Genomic DNA, 18,891 nt, shown 5'->3' with positions numbered 1-18,891 from the left:
CGATCAAAAACCGTTGTCCTGCCTCCCAGAACGAGAGTGTAAAATTTAATATAATGTGGAGTTCAAATTTTATTTACTAAACTACCACCGTATCATTCTTCCTTAAATGATTGAAAAGTTTTTAATAAGCCGTCTGTTGACGAAATAGGCAAGGGTTTGCTAATAGCCTTCACAATCTTATCGTTACTAACGACATAATTCTCCGTGAGTTTTTGTAACCTTTCAGAATTAAGTGGTAAGTTTAGAGTATCACCAAGTTTGGCTATACTTTTAATCCAAGACGCTGGAATATTTAAAATTTTATTCTTCTTCTCCAAACTCTTTCCTAACAATGCTATCAACTGGTTAGTCGAAATCGCTTCATCATCAGCCATATTATAAATGCCCGAAGGAATAGTTGTATTGTCTAATAATTCTTTGATCACAAAACAAAGGTTTTCAATACTTAAAAAAGAACGTTTATTTTCAAAATCGCCCAGTGGCCAGGGCAATCCTCTGCTAACTAAATTATATAATAAATTTAAATTTCCTTTGTTTCCTAGACCATGAATCATGCACGGACGGAGAATATAAACTCTTTTTTCAGCTGGTAAGTCTTTGGACAAAATATATTGCTCTGCTTGATGTTTAGCAATACCATAATGCGTTTTAGGACTAGGAGTAGTATCTTCTGTCAATAAACCTGCTACTTCATCGGCAACGGCTTTTACCGTACTCATAAATATAAAAACTGTGGCTTCTGATAGTAAAAACGAGTCAAACAACTGTTTTGTCAACTCAAAATTAGCATCGTAATAATCTTGGGGCAAGCTCACTTTTTTTAAGTCATGGGCTTTTCCTGCTAGATGGATTATTGCATCACCATTCAAGATAAACTTTTGATTAGGCACATAACGAACACTTAGTGGTTTAATCATGTGATATGAATTCAAATAATCTTGAAGATTTTGGCCTACAAACCCAGTGGCACCAGTAATTGATATTTTCATTTAATTAAATTGTGACAATGCCTTTTTATTTAATTTTTTCCGTTCTTTATCAAAAAACCATCCCCATTTATTGAAATAAATAATCGCAGAATTGACAAATATTTTAAACAACTTACTACTCTTATTGGCTCCAGATTCGTATCCGTGATAAATAGACACTTTTGGAAAATAAATAGTTTTGTATTTCCGATGCATTCTTCGAGATAAGTCCCAATCTTCAAAATACATGAAGAATTTATCATCATACATTCCTATTTCTTGTATCGCTTTTAAGTTTAATAATGTAAAACAACCCGACAAAATTGGTGCGTTGTAAATTTTATCCTCATCTACAAATCTCAATTCATATTTCTCAATGAACTTTTTATAAAATCCGATTGGCTTTTTTATTTTACGTAATAAAATACTAAATGGGCTTGGAAACAGTTTAGGCAAATTTTGTAAACTCCCATCTAAATTAAGGATTTGAGGCATCATCATTCCTATTCCATGATCTAGTTCCATATAAGATACCATTGGAGAAATAACGTCTCCGTTAAAATAAATATCAGGATTTACTATAAAATGATATTTTGATCCCATTTCTAAGGCTTTTAAAATAGCAATATTATGTGCTGCCCCAAAACCTGGATTACTAGGGTTATGAATATATTGAACGTTGGAAAAACTTACTATTGTTGATAATTCATTTGTTGGTGAATTATCTATAATAAACAAACTATGAATATCGCATAAGCATTTTACTAATTTAACAATTTCCGATAATTCACTTTTATATAAAACAATTGATGCCGAAACATTCATATTTACCTCTTCAAAATTATTTTTTATAAATATGTTTTGTTTTTACAACCCTTTTACCTGTTACCTGCCGAATCGTTTGTCGCAAGAAAGCATCAATTCTGAGAAAAATATTTTTAACAGGCTCGTCTGGTCGACCGTAAAAGGAGGTAACATGAAAATACTCATCCGATTCGGCCGGTTTTTCTGAAAAATAATAGTTTGATACACAACATCTTTTTCCATCTGAAATAACTTTACTTACAGAATGAATTGATGTTTTGTTAGTAATCATTAAAGCTAAACGATTAAATTTTGAATGTACTATCCGCTGAGAATTACCCATTCCTTTATCCCATAATTCTAAATTACCACCATTATTAATATCCCAGTTTGGAGTACAGTAATACAATAAGTTTAGTACCCTATAATGTTCTCTATCATTATCATGAGAATTATCCAAATGAGGATTTAAAAAATTACCATGAGCCATTAAACTTATGCCTCCAGCATATAAATGTTCATCAGGAATCATTTCCTTTAGTCCTGTGATTTCCTCCACAATTCTTATAACTCTCAGATCTTGAAACGCAAAAACTGCTTCTTCCAATATAGGATTATACAAATCCATTTGAGCAGCAATTCTTTTATTTTCTCTCATTGATTTATAAGCTGTCATCTCTTCAGGAGAAGGATATCCTTTATATATTTCAAGAGCTACATCTTCAGGAAATAAATCATCAATTACACATGAGTTAATTCTACCATTTTGATTAAATTCACTTTTGAGTACTTCTTTTTCAGCAGTTAATTTGTCAAGTATTAAATCTGCTAAATATTTTCTAGTAATATTCATAACTAATCAGTTAAATTTTTATCCATTTATTTTGTTCAAAATCAAATTGCTTAACCACTTTAGCTGGAGATCCAACTGCAATACTGTAAGCTGGAATACTTTTGTTTACTACAGATAAAGCACCTAGCACGCAACCATCACCAATTGTAACCCCTGGCAAAATACATACCGATTCACCTATCCAAACATTATCCCCAATTACTACTGGTTTGCAAATAGCTTTTCTATCTAAAGGAAGACTCATAGGATGATCACTTATTTCTTCATCATAACTTCCATGATTATGATCAGATATATAAATCTTACTAGCCATTAAAACATTTTTTCCTATCTTAATTGATCCAACGGCGCCAATGTGTACATAGTCGTTTATCTGAACGTTCTCACCTATTTCTATACATGTCTTGAAAGCTGGATCTATTGGAAAAGCTTCAATTCTACAGCCAACTCCTGACGTAAAACCAGAACCTATTTTGATGTGTCTTTTATTTCTTACATCAAATGGCAGACGAATTAATCTTGCTTTTGGATAAAAAATTTTAGTATAAACTAGCGAAATTAAAAGCTTTATTGAGCCCAAAAAACCATATCTTGTTAACATATCCTATCTAAAAAATTTAACTACAATTACTCTTCTAAAGTACTTAAGAATTGAAAACACTACTAATAATAAATATTCAAAAATATTAATTATTTCTAATGCGAGAGAATCCCTTATGTTTTTTAATTCACCTTTCTCCATTTCTTTCATATTACCTGAAAGACCTGAATGCCCAAAATGCGCCTTACCGCCACCAGTTAATACAAGACTTTCATTTAAAAGATAACAATTGTATTTTTGAACAATCCGAATAAAATAATTTCCTTCTTCTGCATATCTTTGACTTTCATCAAAAAATCCAATAGTATCTGTTATAGATTTCCTAAATATTACCGTAGGAACAACAAATATAAATTTTACTAGCAATAACTTGGGAGATATTTTAGTTAATAAATCTAATTTTTTCCATAGAATACTACTAAAATACTCACCATTTCTATTTGTTCCTAAAAAATCAATCTGAGGGTTTTGACTTAATATTTCTGTTTGACGTTGCAATTTATTTGACAGCCACTCGTCGTCACTATCAAGCAAGGCAATCCAATTTCCTTTTGAAGCTTTAATACCCGCATTCCTTGCAGTTGAAACTCCTCCATTTTTTTTATCTATAATTGATATATTTAAGAAAGTGTTTTCATTAACGAAATTTTCGATAATAGCTAACGAATTATCTGTACTGCCATCATTTACAATAATAACTTCGAAAGGCAATACCGTTTGATTTTTTACCGAATTTAAGGTTTTCAAGATAGTTTTGCTTGAATTATACATTGGTATTACTACAGAAATTTTCATCTTTAACTATTAAAAACTTTATCTAAACTTTTCAACTGATTTTCTTCAGTAAAACTTGTTTTTACCAAATTATATGCATTGAACGATACAAAATCGTACAATATCTTATCGGCAATAAGCTTTTGAACAAAAGATGCATATTCTTCTGACGAATTATGTTGTGGTAAAAAACCTGTAAATTCATTTAATATGTAGTCGCAAACTCCTCCTACTGCATTAGCAATAACAGGTTTTTTTAGGATCATTGCCTCCATAATGACTCTTGGCAATCCTTCGGTTTCTGACGGGTGAATTAAAATATCACATGCATTAAAATAAGTGATGACATTAGGCTTGTTTTTAACTAATTCCACAACGTCTTCTAGCTGATAGTCTATGATTATCTGTTTAACTTTGTTGTAGAAAACTTCTGACTCACCTCCTTCGTAGACAAGGCCAGCCAGTATAAGCTTAAAATCAACAGATCTTTCTTTTAGAATCTTCGCCATTTCTAACGATACTAATTGACCTTTATCTTTTAAAAAACCTCCCGCATGTAAGATAACTTTAGTATTCTCTTTCTTGTTAATTGAAGCAATTTCTTTAGACATATTCAATTCTGTAACCGCATTATGCACAACATACAAATTTTCTAATGAAGTAAGTCCTCCACAAAAAAGTGCTTGTTTAGTTGCATTGGCTACACAAACATATTTATCTACAAGGATTTTATACAATATTCGATCCAGTTTGGTTATTTGGCTTAAAATAAACCATCCCCTTGCAAAAAACAGAACTTTAAATTTTTTGTCCGTAAAAAATGCTAATGATAAAAGTACCTTTGAATTATTAAGAATAATATAATCTGGTTTAATCTCTTTTAATAAAACATGTACTTTACTTCTTATTCTTATTAAATGAGGGATAAAAAGTAAAAAATTAATAATCTTCATTATTAAATTATTAGACCTATTAATAATGTAAGCCGTATCTCTTTTCTCAACAATATGTAATTTCAATCCTTTACTAATCACGGCCTCTGTAAAAGGTTTACACGAACCGTAAAAGTCAATTATTGAAACATTATGTTTTCTTGATAATCGATCGGCTAACTCTACAGCACTAATCCTTGCACCGCCATAATCTTGAACTGCTTCAAGAAAAACAATTTTTTTTTTCTCTTCCAAATTGAAATCTATTTGTTTTAATTAATTGAATAATGAAGTAATTCTTTTCTTCTAAAAAAACTTTCAAGCAATAATATATTCCATATTCTTTCAGTATGATCTATTTCACCAGATTGGTGTTCATTCCAAATATTAAAAACGAGCTGTTTATCCCAGAAGACAGATCCTGATGGAATTGAATTTATGATTTCAAATCCCCAATTTTTTAAATCGTTTTTAAGCCAGAAGGTCAGTGGAATAGAAAAACCTTGCTTAGGCCTATCTACAATTTCTTTAGGAACATAATCATATAGAATATCCTTCAAGATTCTTTTAGAAACATTACCTTCATATTTAAATTCTTGTGGTAAGCTTATTAAGAACTCCAATACTCTGTGATCTAGAAACGGAGCCCTAGACTCCAAGCTAACTGCCATTGCTGCACGATCCACTTTAACTAAAATATCGTCTGGCAAGTAAGCTAGTGCATCGTAATAACCAGCAAAATTAAATCCCAAATCATTTATTTTTAAAAAATTCTCTGAGAAAGAAATTAAATTATTTTTTAAAGGTAATGGAGTATTCCTAAATTTGTTTCTCCACTTTGCATGTGCTTCGTTAAGATTTTTACTGTTTTTTAGAATAGTTGTTAAAGATAAAAAATTTTGTAGACGGTTTAAAAAAGTTGCTTTGCGAAGTATTTCAAATTTTGTAAAAAAACCAAAAATTTTGTCTATACCTAAAATAGATACTACTTCGTAAATTCTATACTTATCATAAATAGGATGGTCTGAATAACCATAAACAAACTCGTCAGCACCGTCACCACTTAAAGAAACTGTCACTTCTTTTTTTGCAAATTCTGAAACAAAAAAAGTTGGTATTTGTGAGCTATCAGCGAAGGGTTCATCCCAGTAACTGATTATTTCATCTAATCTATTAATGATTTCTTGGGCATTGAGTTCTTTTGCTTTGTGAATCGTACCTAAACTATTAGCAACTTTTTCGGCATGTATAGCCTCGTTTTGTCCAGGTTCTGGCATTGCTATGGTGTAGGTATGTAAATCACTTTTCACATATTTTTTTAAAATAGCACAAACTAACGAAGAATCAATACCACCTGACAAGAACGCTCCAATAGGAACGTCTGCTATTGACTGATTTTTAACCGCCTGAATTAGTAACTTTTCTAACTCATCTTTAGCTTCTTGATAAGTTCCTTTAAAATTATTTTTTTCTAAATCCTTCACCTTCTGAACTAACGACCAATATACAATTGGCTCTGGTATAATTTGCTGCTTAATCGTTGCCAAGTCAAATTCTAAGATTGTACCTGGAATTACTTTATAAATATTTTCGTAAATAGATAAATTTTGCGGCACACAACTCCTATGTAAAAAACCTACTGCAGCCTCCAAATTTAATCTTTTATCGAAAAAAGAGTGAACCTCAAATGCTTTTAACTCAGATGAAAAAAGTAGTTGTCCATTTTGATAACCATAATACAATGGTTTTTCACCAATTCGATCCCGTACTAATATTAATTTTTGTTCTTCATTATCCCATAAAGTAAATGCGAACATGCCTACCAATTTGGAAACGCATTCTTTTAAACCAAAGACCTCTATTCCGGCCAGAAGTACTTCGGTATCAGAGCTTGATGCCCATATTATATCTTTTAGCTTGTCTTCAATCTCTTTTTTAATATCTAAAAAATTGTAAATTTCTCCGTTAAAAACGATTGTAAATCTACCATTTTTACTATGCATTGGCTGATTACCAGCATTAGAGGTGTCAATTATTGACAGCCTTACATGCCCTAAGTTAACCTCACTATCCTCATTAACATTTTGCATAGAAAAATAATCAAAATGATCAGGCCCTCTATGTTTCAAACTTATCCTCATAGCCTTTAGATCAGCATCCTTCTCTAAATATTTTTTTCCTACAAATCCAAAAATTCCACACATTATTATATACTAGTTCAAATTAATATTTAATTCCTTATTTATTACTACTTCATTGCTATCAGACAATCTAGCAGTGACTAAAATTATACTTAATACAAAAAATGGAAATACGTATTGAAATATAAATGGCTCTTTTACTTCTATAATTAACATAACTAAAATTAGAAAATAATTATATACATTACTCTTACTTTTCAGCTGTAGTAATAAAAAAATAATATAAATGCAGTAGAAATAAAAAGCACATAATAAACCAAGTGAATAATAGGTCTGAATATAACCCGAATCGTGCATTGAAGCATTACCTAAACCCGACTCGTCGACAACTCTACCTGTTCCGATTATAGTTTCAAAACTGATCGGCGGAATAGGCATACTTGCTAGTACCTCACTAGTATCATTACCTTTTAATTTAAAGGCATTTTCTATCCATGAAGTAAACAAATCGATATTAAAACCATCAACATTTGCGGTCATATTCTCTAAAATAGAGACAAAATTAACTTGGTAAATAGCCCCAATTATTAGAACGAAGATTAGTGTACTTTTAAAACTTTTTATCTCACTGATTAAATACCCCGCGATAAATAAAAAAGAAATAAATAAACCAGTGCGGCCAATTAAAAAAATTGAAATTAGAGTAATAGTAATTCCGACCCAAAGTAAAACTTTATTATAAATACTAAAGTCATTTAACTTTAAAAGTGCAATTGATGATATTACTCCCAAACTTTGAATCACTGACAAACCTGCTCCTCCTATTGATGCGAATGCTACAGCACGCAAAACTTGTTCTTCTTCAAAATTAGAAGTAAAAATGACCAAATTATAAAACAACGCTTTAATAGCTGGATTCATAAATGAGAGAATCGAGAGTACAGCTTGAATTACTACTGCGACACTAACTAGCAGTAGGAACTCCTTTCTACTTTTTAAAAAATTAACAAATAGAAAAGGCGAAATAACTCCATAAATCATAAACCAAAACAATCTAGACAATTGTGTAGAATCTGATTTGAAAATAAATTGAATAAAAGCTACCGCTAGAACTAAAAACAAGACAAATAAATAATAAAAAACTTTTTTAGGAATTCCATAATTTCGCATTATGCTCATTAAAACTAAAAACAAAAAAGCAATTCTTGCGGTCGTAAAACTAGGCAAAAAAGAAAAGTTGATGTCATATAACAAACTGAAGACAAATAGCAATTTCGTAAAAAAACTAAATATCTCGTTAATTATTGACTTTCTAAACCTTATTTGATTAATCACTATTTCCTTATAGTTTTAAAGGATATATAATATAAAACATAAGCAATTAAACTTTTAAAATTAAGATTAACCATTATACTTGCTTTTAACCAATTGCAATAATTACTATCCTCTTTATACCTTAAAGCACGCAAATTTTCAGAATATCTATAAAGTATCTCTTTATGTAAATGAGGAAATTTTGCTAAGAGAATATTACACGAATTAAGATGGTCGATATAGGCATTATAATTAGTTTGCGAAGTTACATTATTTGAATGACGTCTGTATCTACCTAAAACTTCATCAAGATATTTAATCTCACCTCCATTTCCTAGTGCATCAACCCAATACATCCAATCACTAGCAATAGGCAATCGCTCATCAAAACCAATTACGGGAGATTGACTTCTTCTCAACATAGTTGAACTACCTCCATTAAAACTACCATATTTAATCATGGTTTTAATATCACCTTCTTTGGCACTAGAACTTGAATTTAAAAGATACGAATCTTGAAAACCCTCTGAATAAAAAACATCTAAATTATGATATAATAGTGTACAATTGGGATTAGACTCCATAAACTGAACTTGCTTACTAATCTTTCCAGGCAGCATTAAATCGTCGCCACCTATCCAAGCAATGTATTTTCCACTGCATGAAAAATGAGCTACATTGTGATTTTTTGTGATACCTAAATTTTTTACTGCTAATTTAAGTATAAAAAGTCCTGCATGTTTTTGCTCATAATCAAGTAACATTTCATGAGTCCCATCAGTTGATCCATCATCAGCCACAATTATTTCCTTGTTAGGATAGTCCTGATTTAGGATTGATTCAATACATTCCCTGAGATATTCTTTTTGATTGTAAGTAACTATTGCAACACTAACTAATGGCGTCATATTTAAATAAATTTTTTAAAGATTAACTTTCTAAACAGAAACAGCATAGTCACAAAATAGAGAAGGTAATTCAATGCAAAAGCTATCGTAATACCTTGTAATCCGCAGAAGTTGACGAATAGATATCCTAATGCAACATACATTAGGGTAAAAACTATCTCTGTTATAATAAAAACTTTGATCATGGCTTTGGCTAACATCAAATACGATAAAATCCATGCAGCCATCTTAAAGAAATCTCCCACTAATTGCCATAAAAATAAGGATTCCATAGAAATAAAAGTTGGCGTATATAACAATTTTATTATAAAAAATCGCAGACTATATATTACAACACACCCCAATAAAACTACTGGCAAAATAATTTTATACCCATTAAAAATTTCCTTTTGTAGCTCCTTATCTGTTTTAAGAGACGCTAATTTAGGTAAGTAATAAGTACTTAACGACGTTACTATTAATAATAAGTAGCCATCTGACACTTTCATCATACCTTGCCAATATCCAGCTCCTTGTATACTTACTTTATCAATTAACAAATTCCGCAGTACTATTTGTGATACAGGAACAGCTATAGCTGTAATAATTGCCATTAAACTAAATCCCCATAATTTGCGAGCAATGATTTTGTTAAATGGCTGCGTAAAATAGCTCAATGAAAACCAATTAGATTTAACCACTAGAATTAGTGTAATAAGAAAAACAATCGACTGAGAAAGGACTAACGCATACAATGCCCCATTAACTTTATATAAATACACTAGCACTACGGTTACTAATAAACCAACAATACTTCCAATAGTATTGACTAAAGTGAACATTTTTATTTCATGCCTTCCATTTAAAATCGAAATCAGTAAACTATTTAGCGAATAAAAAACTATGCTAAAACCAAGAACTCTTATTGCATTGGTATAGATTTCATTAGTCAGCACCAAATCAGACAAATATTTTGCAAATATTATTAAAATTGGTCCAAACAACAATGAGCAATACAGTGATATTTTAAATGAAGTACTATACAGTAATTTTTGCTTCTTTTCCTTATCTTTATATTCAGAGGCATATTTCACAACCCCATTATTAATCGCCCCATTAGAGAAGGTCAACGCGATCGAAATAAAATTAGTGAAAGCTCCAATTAAAGCAACGCCGCCAGGTCCAGTATAAATAGCTACGATTTTGTTTGCTACAAAGCCTGACGCTATTCTTATTACAGTTATTATTGCCGAAAAAACAGATGTTTTAATTAGCTTCAAGTCAGCGATTTAAATTTATTTATAACATTAATCACTTCAGTCACCTCCGAATCAGTCATTACAGGACTTATAGGCAAACTCAATACCTCATCATGAATACTTTCAGTTATTGGTAGTGACAACAAATTCATTTCTTTATAAGCCAATTGTTTATGGGGAGGAATTGGATAATGAATTAATGTTTCAATACCATTACCTTTTAAAAATGATTGCAAGTCATTTCGCTCTTTACATCGAATAACAAACAGATGCCAAACGTGTTCTTGCGGATTTAAGGGAATACTGGGCAAAACAATTAGCTTGTTTTCTATTTCTTCACAATATCTTTCGGCAATTAATCGCCTTCTCTGATTTGTATCGTCAATATACTTTAATTTAACTGTTAAAACTGCAGCCTGTATTTCGTCTAACCGACTGTTCAATCCCTTGTAAATATTTACGTATTTTTGCTTAGAACCATAATTAGCGATAGATCTGATTGTTTTTGCTAATTCATCATCTTTACAAGTGACGGCTCCAGCATCACCCAAAGCACCTAAGTTTTTTCCAGGATAAAAACTAAAACCAGCAGCATCTCCAAGATTCCCTGTATTAATTCCTCGCCAATTAGCTCCAATTGACTGTGCATTATCCTCTACAATTTTAAGGTTATGTTTTTTAGCAATGCTAACTAATTCATCAGAAAAAACTACCTGACCATATAAATGGACAATTAAAATTGCTTTCGTTTTTGATGTGATTTTTTTTTCAATTTTTAAAAGATCAATATTATAAGTAGTTTCATCAGGTTCAACAAGTATTGGAACGAGTCCATTATCAGAAAGAGCCAAGAGCGATGCTATATATGTATTTGCAGGTACAATAACCTCATCTCCTTCTGACATTACACCATGTTCTATATAGGCCCTGAAAATTAATCTCAGCGCATCAAGTCCATTGGCTACACCTATAGCATGATTCGATCCTACATATTTAGCCAGGTTTTCTTCAAAATTTTGACATTGAATGCCATTAAGATACCATCCTGATCTGAAAGCGCTTAATAATTTTTCTTCTATTTCTTGCTGATAAGCAAGATTTATTTTTTGTAAATCTAAGAATCTAATCATATTATTAATTTTACTTTTGTTGAAATTGATTGTTTTGTGATGAATTAAAACCGAAAACAGAAATTATTAAATCACTTCGATTTGGATTAATCTCTCCATTTATCTTAATATTTTCGCTTAAGTCAATCAAAATAACATCACCTATTAACCAAAGCATCACTCGTTTTAAGATTAGTGTAACTATTGACATATCTTTTTAATAAAAATGCTACTTCATTTTTGTTTAAATCTTACTTTGCCAATACACTACAAGCGTATCTTCGCGTCTTGAATAAATAGTTTGTTTTTTATATTTTTAGATCAGGAGTGTAGATTAAGACATTTCTTCCCATTCGACTGATAGAAATTCGAAGTCCTATCAGTCGAGAAAATTATATTAGCTCTTTTGTGAAGATTTGTAAAAATTTAGTGGAAACTTTCTATTTTCAGTAAATTATTTTGCTGTTTAAGAAAATGATTATTTAGTAAAGACCCCTATTAGATTCATTATGCAGAAGATTAAATTCTTCAATAATACTGCTAATAATTTTGCTTTTTGGAGAAATATTATTCAATACATAATCACTAATTTCTTTTTCAAATTCAGCAAAACCATATTTGTTTATTGCATATGTATTAACCGAAATAGCTTTACCTGGAATATACCTCGAAAAAGGTCTTACATTTTTAATTGCTGCAGCATTAGTTGCAACTATTGAATAATGTCCGATGACACTATGTTGGTGCAAAGCAGCCCCCATGCCTATATTTGCTCCGACCAATAATTTAGATATACCGCCAACCACAACATTTGGTGCTAGAGTTACTTGATTTGAAACCCTTGCATCATGAGGAATGTGAGATCCATGCATAAAAAAACAATCATCACCTATAATCGTTAACTCTTCATAACAAGGTTTTTGAATTGCCACATGCTCTCTAAAAATATTTCTATTACCTATGACAATTAATTTATCCGCACTATCATGCCTTGGGTCTTTGGTATCTTCACCAGGAGTTCCTATCACTACGTGCGGTCCTATCCAATTATTATCTCCAATTACTAAAGGACCAATTAAAACACTATAAGGCAAAATCTCATTATTGACTCCTATTTTAACATCACCCTCTATTATAACGGTTTTATGTATTTTGTTCATATTTATGAATTTTAAATTCTTGATAATCTCTAATATAGTCACTTTCACAATATTCCATTGATGCCAAAACCAAACAAATGCTACCGCTGGAGAAATTAACAATTTCTCTCCAAATACCTGGTGGAATATGCAATGCTTTTGCTGGATTATTTAAAAAAAACTCTTTTCTATTAACCCCATCATCTAAAATGAATGTAAACGAGCCACTTGCTGCAACGATATATTGCTCTAGTTCATAATGTCCGTGACCTCCACGATCAGAACCCATTGGTACATCATACAAATAATATATCCTCTTTACAGCGAAAGGAATATCTTTATTATTTTCTAACACAGTAATGTTCCCTGCATCATTATGAATTTTACATAAATCAACAATGATACAATCTTCAACGCTATACATTTTTTAATATTTTAAATTCTTCATAATCTCTGATGTAATCATTTTCATCATAGACTTTATCAGAAACAATCATTGCCAAAGAATTAGTGGAAAAATTCTCTAACTTTCTCCAGTATTTACAAGGAATATAAAGACCGTAATACGATCTATTGAGGGTAAAGTTTATTTCTTTTTTTCCATCATTTAAAATTACATCAAAGCTGCCTGATAGAGCAATTATGAATTCCTGTTGTTCTTTAAAAGCATGACTACCTCTACTTTCTCCACCAGGAACATCATATATCCAATATGTTCTTTCTATAACAAATGGCAATTGATTTGGATACTCAAAAAAAGATAGATTTCCTCTTACATCCTGAATTTTGGGCAAATTAATTAACTTAGGAATCATTACTGCAAAATTTAAATTAAATTACAATTTACCATCAACATTTCCACTCAGTACTCCTTTTACATCATAAATAATACTTCTCAATTTCTGCATCGTACTGAAGTCAGATTCTAGAAACTCTTTATGTGAAACACCTAAAACGATCGCATCAAACTTTTGATTTGGTATTTCTTGAGTCGTTTTTAAGTTATACTCATGCTTAATCTCGTCAGGATTAGCCCAAGGATCATAAATAGTGATCTTAATTCCGTAATCCTTTAATGCTGCAATTACATCCACAATTTTTGTATTACGTACATCAGGACAATTTTCTTTAAAGGTAATTCCCAGCATCAACAATTCAGCACCGTTAATAGTAATCCCTTTTTTGATCATCAATTTTACTACTTGGGAGGCAACATATTCCCCCATACTATCATTCAATCTTCTACCTGCCAAAATAATTTCAGGATGGTATCCTTTTTCTTGCGCTTTTTGAGCTAGATAGTATGGATCTACGCCTATACAATGACCCCCAACCAACCCAGGCTTAAATGGCAAAAAATTCCATTTAGTGCCAGCAGCTTCTAGTACCGCATGCGTATCAATGTCTAATAAATTGAAAATTTTAGCTAATTCATTCACAAAAGCAATATTAATATCACGCTGCGAATTTTCAATTACTTTTGCTGCTTCGGCAACTTTAATAGTAGGTGCCAAATGGGTTCCTGCCGTAATCACGCTTTTGTAAAGTGCATCTACTTGCAATCCAATTTCAGGAGTTGAACCGGCAGTAACTTTAACTATTTTATCCACAGTATGTTCCTTATCGCCAGGATTAATCCTTTCAGGTGAATACCCTGCAAAAAAATCTATATTGAACTTCAATCCTGACATTTTTTCTAGAACTGGTACACACTCATCTTCGGTTACTCCTGGATAAACAGTAGATTCATAAATAACAATATCTCCTTTTTTAAGAACCTTTCCAACTATTTCACTCGCTTTGTATAAAGGAGTTAAATCTGGACGGTTATTTTTATCTACCGGGGTTGGCACTGTTACAATATAATAATTGCAATCTTCAATATCTATTGAAGAAGAAGAACATAATAAACCATTCTTAGTAGAAAACTTTTCAACTAAAACTTCTTTCAAAACACTTTCAGAGATTTCTAAAGTATTATCTTTTCCTGCTTTTAAAGCATCTATCCTTTTTTGGCTAACATCAAATCCCACAACCTGATACTTCGTAGCAAATAATCTCGCTAACGGAAGACCTACGTAACCTAATCCAACAACTGCAATTTTTTTCATATTAATTCTTAACTTCAGCGATTAAAAAGTTAATCTACTTTCTTAACTAACTATTTTTTTAAATTATTGTAATACCAATTTATAGCCTGCTCCAAGCCTTTATCGATAGAAAATTGTGGATCATAACCTAGTAGTCTTTTAGCTTTATCTATACTAGCAAGGGAATGTGGAATATCACCTTTACGGTTTGGCCCATGGACTATTTCTACATCACCAATTTTAGCGTCTAACTTCGATAATTTATTTTTTAACAAAGTAATTAATTGTGTAAGCGTTGTTCGGTCTCCGTAAGCTGTGTTATATACTGTGTTTAGCGCTGCTCTATTTTGAGTAGTCATGGCCAGTTCATTCATTTGTAAAACATTATCGATATAAGTAAAATCCCTAGAATAATTACCATCACCGTTAATTACTGGACTTTCATAATTCATAAACTGTTTAACAAAAAGTGGTATTACGGCAGCATAAGCACCATTTGGATCTTGTCTCCGTCCGAATACATTAAAATAGCGTAACCCAATGGTTTCTAAGCCGTAGGTTTTACTAAAAATATCGGCATATAATTCATTGACATACTTTGTGATTGCATAAGGTGAAAGTGGTTTTCCAATTACCTCTTCAACCTTAGGCAAACTTTCCGAATCGCCATAAGTTGAAGAACTTGCGGCATATACAAAACGTTTGACTTTCGCATCACGTGAAGCCGTTAGCATATTTAAAAATCCCGTTACATTCACATCATTAGTCGTAATAGGATCTTTAATCGATCTTGGTACTGACCCTAATGCAGCTTGATGTAAAACATAATCAACTCCTGCAACTGCTTTCTGACAATCTATAAAATTTCTAATGTCACCCTCTAACAATGAATATTTAGGATTTTGTAAAAACGAAATAATATTATGGCGATGACCAGTTGCAAAATTATCCAAACAAACCACCTCGTAACCTTTACTTAAAAAATGTTCCGTTAAATTAGAACCTATAAAACCTGCTCCTCCAGTAATTAATATCTTCATAAAATTTTAATATAACTTTAAATCGCTTTCCACCATCTCTTTAACCAATGCATTCAGATCATATTGAGGCTTCCATCCTAATTGAGTCTTAGATTTAGTTGGATCGCCAATTAGTAAATCTACTTCAGTAGGACGATAATATTCAGGATCTACACGAACGATTACTTTATCAATTTCTATTTGATACAAAGGATTATTACAAGCAGAAACTTTTGCTGTTTCGTTTTCATTTTCACCTTCAAACAGTAATTCAACTCCTACTTCGGCGAAAGCCATAATCACAAAATCTCTAATATAAGTGGTAACTCCGGTTGCAATCACATAATCTTCAGCAATATCTTGCTGCAAAATCCTCCACATGGCTTCAACATAATCTTTAGCATGTCCCCAATCCCTTTGTGAATTCAAATTTCCAAGATACAAACAATCTTGTTTGCCTTTGGCAATTGCAGCGGTTGCCATTGTAATTTTACGAGTTACAAAAGTCTCACCCCGTCTTGGAGATTCGTGGTTAAATAGGATTCCATTACAGGCATACATATTGTAAGCTTCGCGATAATTTTTAGTGATCCAATATGCGTAAATTTTAGCAACACCATAAGGGGATCGCGGATAAAAAGGTGAGTTTTCATCATAAAAACCTTTTTCATTTTTATTCTCCGCCAATCCGCCATATAATTCAGAAGTTGAAGCTTGGTAAACTCTAGTTTTGTCCATCAAACCAAGAATCCTTATCGCTTCCAGTATTCTTAAAGTACCAATTCCATCTACATTAGCAACATATTCAGGAGAATCAAAAGAGACTTTCACATGAGACATCGCCCCAAGATTATAGATTTCATCTGGCTGGACTTCTTGAATAATCCTTATAATATTAGTAGAATCAGTCAAATCACCGTAATGTAATTTGAAATTTACATGTTTTTCATGTTGGTCCTGATAAATATGATCAATACGTTGGGTATTAAAGGAGGAAGCACGACGCTTAACACCATGAACCATATATCCTTTTTCTAACAGTAATTCGGCTAAATAGGAACCGTCTTGACCTGTAATTCCAGTGATTAGTGCTACTTTCATTTTTTTTGGTTTCACTGAGTTTCTCTGTGTTATGCACTGAGTTACTCAAAGTTTTTTATAAATTAATTGTTGCTTTTTAAATTTTTTAACAGCTTATATTACTATTTATTTCTACAATAATAGTATTGGTTTAAAATAATTTATAAAACCACACTGATTTTGCTTCTAACTATTTTAATATAACATTGAGCATTTTCACAGTATTAAAGCCATTTCCAATCTACACTAAAATTAATAAAATCAACTTTAATTCATAGTGACAAAAAATTTTATAGGATGATTCTTTTTATTCCATTTTTTAAACTTTTAGTATTGAAGTTTAATAACAATCCTATTTTTTTATTCGAAAATTTTAGATAGGTTAACACTTGAGCGATGTGAACATCTGTAAAGTGATCAACCGTTTTTAGTTCAACAATAACTTGGTTTTCAACCAAAATATCAATCCTATAACCACAATCTAACTTCACTTCTTCGTATATTAATGGAAGTGCCTTCTCAGTTTCTACAAACAATCCAGCTTTTTGTAACTCATACTTTAAACACGCTTGATAGGATGATTCTAAAAGACCTGGTCCTAACGCAGAATGAACTTTAAATGCCGCAGTTAAGATTTTACCGGTTATTGTATCTAGTTCCATTGTTTTTATAGGTTTTTATTTCACTGTAGGTTTTTTTGTGTCACTGAGTTACACTGTGTATTTCACTGTGTTACACTGTGCAGTACTCTGCGCTACTCTGTGTAACAAAACTAAATAATTTTTTATTTCACTGTGTTACACTGTGTAATACTCTGCGATACTCTGTGTAACAAAACTTTATAATTTTTTATTCCACTGAGTTACTCTGTGTAACAAAACTATAATTTCACTTCCTTATAATTACCAATATTTTCTAAAAACCAATTGTATGTTTTCTGGATTCCTTCTTCCAACTGCGTTTTATGTTTCCAACCTAGGTCATGCATCTTAGAAACATCCATCAGCTTTCTTGGCGTTCCGTCTGGCTTCTCTGAATCCCACACAATTTCTCCTTGATGACCTGTAATTTTTTGAATTGTTTCTGCTAATTGTTTAATTGTTAAATCCTCACCAGTGCCTACATTATACAAGTATTCCGGTAAATTATTTTCTAAAGCAAAAACAACCGCTGCAGCCATATCATCAACAAATAAAAATTCGCGCATCGGTGTGCCGCTTCCCCATAGCGTTACGGGCCCATTATTATTCTCTTTTGCCTCATGAAATTTACGAATCATAGCCGGCAATACATGAGATGAATTCAAATCAAAATTATCATGAGTGCCATATAAATTTGTTGGCATTAAGCTTACATAATCTTTATTAAATTGTTTTCTAATAGCCTGACACGCTTTGACACCCGTAATTTTTGCAATGGCATACCATTCATTTGTGGGCTCCAATGAGTCCGTCAGCAAATATTCTTCTTTTAATGGTTGCGGCGCTAATTTGGGGTAAATACAAGAACTACCTAAGAATATAAATTTTTCGACACCTGATTGCAATGCGGCATCAATAAGATTGTTTTGTATTAACATGTTTTCCATTAAGAACTGGTATGGAAAATCATTGTTGGCTAAAATCCCGCCTACTTTTGCAGCTGCGTCAATTACTACTTCTGGCTTTTGCTTTGCAAAAAAATCTTTTACTGCCTGTTGGATTTTCAAATCAAGTTCTTTGCTAGAAACACCAATCAGATTGGTATAGCCTTTCGCTGTAAGCGATCGCCAGATCGCGCTACCTACCATTCCTTTATGACCCGCTACATAAATTTTTGTATGTTTTTGCATAACTAAGCTTTTTACTTTTTAAGGCAATTGTGAATTTACTTAAAAATTTCTTTCAACACTTACAAAACGAATTTTTTTACTAAGATATGT

The 18,891-nt window shown here is 31.6% G+C and carries 20 protein-coding genes; all 20 read right to left on the bottom strand.

Annotated features, from left to right (window positions below):
- Window positions 1-92 precede the first annotated feature (92 nt).
- Window positions 93-989, bottom strand: coding sequence for an NAD-dependent epimerase/dehydratase family protein (locus BUB42_RS08190; protein ID WP_073019041.1), 897 nt, complete (start codon window positions 987-989; stop codon window positions 93-95).
- Window positions 990-1,793, bottom strand: a complete 804-nt coding sequence (locus BUB42_RS08185) for a glycosyltransferase family 2 protein (RefSeq protein WP_073019040.1) — start codon at window positions 1,791-1,793, stop codon at window positions 990-992.
- 16 nt (window positions 1,794-1,809) lie between these two features.
- On the bottom strand, window positions 1,810-2,625 hold the full coding sequence (locus BUB42_RS08180; RefSeq protein ID WP_073019038.1) for a 2OG-Fe(II) oxygenase: 816 nt from the start codon (window positions 2,623-2,625) through the stop codon (window positions 1,810-1,812).
- Window positions 2,626-2,635: 10 nt separating this feature from the next.
- Entirely contained in the window at window positions 2,636-3,226 is a 591-nt protein-coding gene (locus BUB42_RS08175; protein ID WP_073019036.1) for a DapH/DapD/GlmU-related protein, read from the bottom strand.
- A 3-nt stretch (window positions 3,227-3,229) separates the two neighbouring features.
- The gene (locus BUB42_RS08170; RefSeq protein ID WP_073019034.1) at window positions 3,230-4,021 is read right to left on the bottom strand and encodes a glycosyltransferase family 2 protein; all 792 of its coding nucleotides are present in this window, start codon (window positions 4,019-4,021) and stop codon (window positions 3,230-3,232) included.
- A 2-nt stretch (window positions 4,022-4,023) separates the two neighbouring features.
- The gene (locus BUB42_RS08165; protein ID WP_073019032.1) at window positions 4,024-5,187 is read right to left on the bottom strand and encodes a glycosyltransferase; all 1,164 of its coding nucleotides are present in this window, start codon (window positions 5,185-5,187) and stop codon (window positions 4,024-4,026) included.
- Window positions 5,188-5,204: 17 nt separating this feature from the next.
- Window positions 5,205-7,136 carry an asparagine synthase (glutamine-hydrolyzing) gene (asnB, locus tag BUB42_RS08160; protein WP_073019031.1) on the bottom strand — a complete coding sequence of 644 codons (1,932 nt, stop codon included), beginning with the start codon at window positions 7,134-7,136 and terminating at the stop codon, window positions 5,205-5,207.
- Window positions 7,137-7,145: 9 nt separating this feature from the next.
- Window positions 7,146-8,300, bottom strand: a complete 1,155-nt coding sequence (locus BUB42_RS08155; protein ID WP_170857200.1) for a hypothetical protein — start codon at window positions 8,298-8,300, stop codon at window positions 7,146-7,148.
- A gap of 107 nt (window positions 8,301-8,407) precedes the next feature.
- A complete protein-coding gene (locus BUB42_RS08150; protein ID WP_073019027.1) occupies window positions 8,408-9,295 on the bottom strand; it encodes a glycosyltransferase family 2 protein in 888 nt (295 codons plus the stop codon).
- Between the two features lie 2 nt (window positions 9,296-9,297).
- Entirely contained in the window at window positions 9,298-10,554 is a 1,257-nt protein-coding gene (locus BUB42_RS08145; RefSeq protein WP_073019026.1) for an O-antigen translocase, read from the bottom strand.
- Window positions 10,551-11,663, bottom strand: a complete 1,113-nt coding sequence (locus BUB42_RS08140) for a DegT/DnrJ/EryC1/StrS family aminotransferase (RefSeq protein ID WP_073019024.1) — start codon at window positions 11,661-11,663, stop codon at window positions 10,551-10,553. The genes BUB42_RS08145 and BUB42_RS08140 overlap by 4 nt, the downstream gene beginning before the upstream one ends.
- A 10-nt stretch (window positions 11,664-11,673) precedes the next feature.
- Window positions 11,674-11,853, bottom strand: coding sequence for a hypothetical protein (locus BUB42_RS08135; RefSeq protein ID WP_073019022.1), 180 nt, complete (start codon window positions 11,851-11,853; stop codon window positions 11,674-11,676).
- Window positions 11,854-12,124: 271 nt separating this feature from the next.
- Window positions 12,125-12,802 (bottom strand): LbetaH domain-containing protein, encoded by a 678-nt coding sequence (locus BUB42_RS08130; protein ID WP_073019020.1) that lies wholly within the window; start codon window positions 12,800-12,802, stop codon window positions 12,125-12,127.
- A complete protein-coding gene (locus tag BUB42_RS08125; RefSeq protein ID WP_073019018.1) occupies window positions 12,786-13,205 on the bottom strand; it encodes a sugar 3,4-ketoisomerase in 420 nt (139 codons plus the stop codon). Before BUB42_RS08125 ends, BUB42_RS08130 begins: the two co-directional genes overlap by 17 nt.
- Entirely contained in the window at window positions 13,198-13,596 is a 399-nt protein-coding gene (locus BUB42_RS08120) for a sugar 3,4-ketoisomerase (RefSeq protein ID WP_073019016.1), read from the bottom strand. Before BUB42_RS08120 ends, BUB42_RS08125 begins: the two co-directional genes overlap by 8 nt.
- 21 nt (window positions 13,597-13,617) lie before the next feature.
- Window positions 13,618-14,892 (bottom strand): nucleotide sugar dehydrogenase, encoded by a 1,275-nt coding sequence (locus tag BUB42_RS08115; protein WP_073019014.1) that lies wholly within the window; start codon window positions 14,890-14,892, stop codon window positions 13,618-13,620.
- A 50-nt stretch (window positions 14,893-14,942) separates the two neighbouring features.
- Window positions 14,943-15,911 (bottom strand): SDR family oxidoreductase, encoded by a 969-nt coding sequence (locus BUB42_RS08110; RefSeq protein ID WP_073019012.1) that lies wholly within the window; start codon window positions 15,909-15,911, stop codon window positions 14,943-14,945.
- 6 nt (window positions 15,912-15,917) lie between these two features.
- Window positions 15,918-16,991, bottom strand: coding sequence for a GDP-mannose 4,6-dehydratase (gene gmd, locus BUB42_RS08105; RefSeq protein ID WP_073019141.1), 1,074 nt, complete (start codon window positions 16,989-16,991; stop codon window positions 15,918-15,920).
- 269 nt (window positions 16,992-17,260) lie between these two features.
- A complete protein-coding gene (locus BUB42_RS08100; RefSeq protein WP_073019010.1) occupies window positions 17,261-17,632 on the bottom strand; it encodes a GxxExxY protein in 372 nt (123 codons plus the stop codon).
- 218 nt (window positions 17,633-17,850) lie between these two features.
- Window positions 17,851-18,801 (bottom strand): GDP-L-fucose synthase family protein, encoded by a 951-nt coding sequence (locus BUB42_RS08095; RefSeq protein WP_073019008.1) that lies wholly within the window; start codon window positions 18,799-18,801, stop codon window positions 17,851-17,853.
- Window positions 18,802-18,891 lie beyond the last annotated feature (90 nt).

Source organism: Flavobacterium micromati, from assembly GCF_900129585.1.
In the GTDB taxonomy this organism is placed as follows: domain Bacteria; phylum Bacteroidota; class Bacteroidia; order Flavobacteriales; family Flavobacteriaceae; genus Flavobacterium; species Flavobacterium micromati.
Note: the sequence above shows the minus strand (reverse complement) of the source record. Positions and strands in the feature narration are given on the sequence as shown.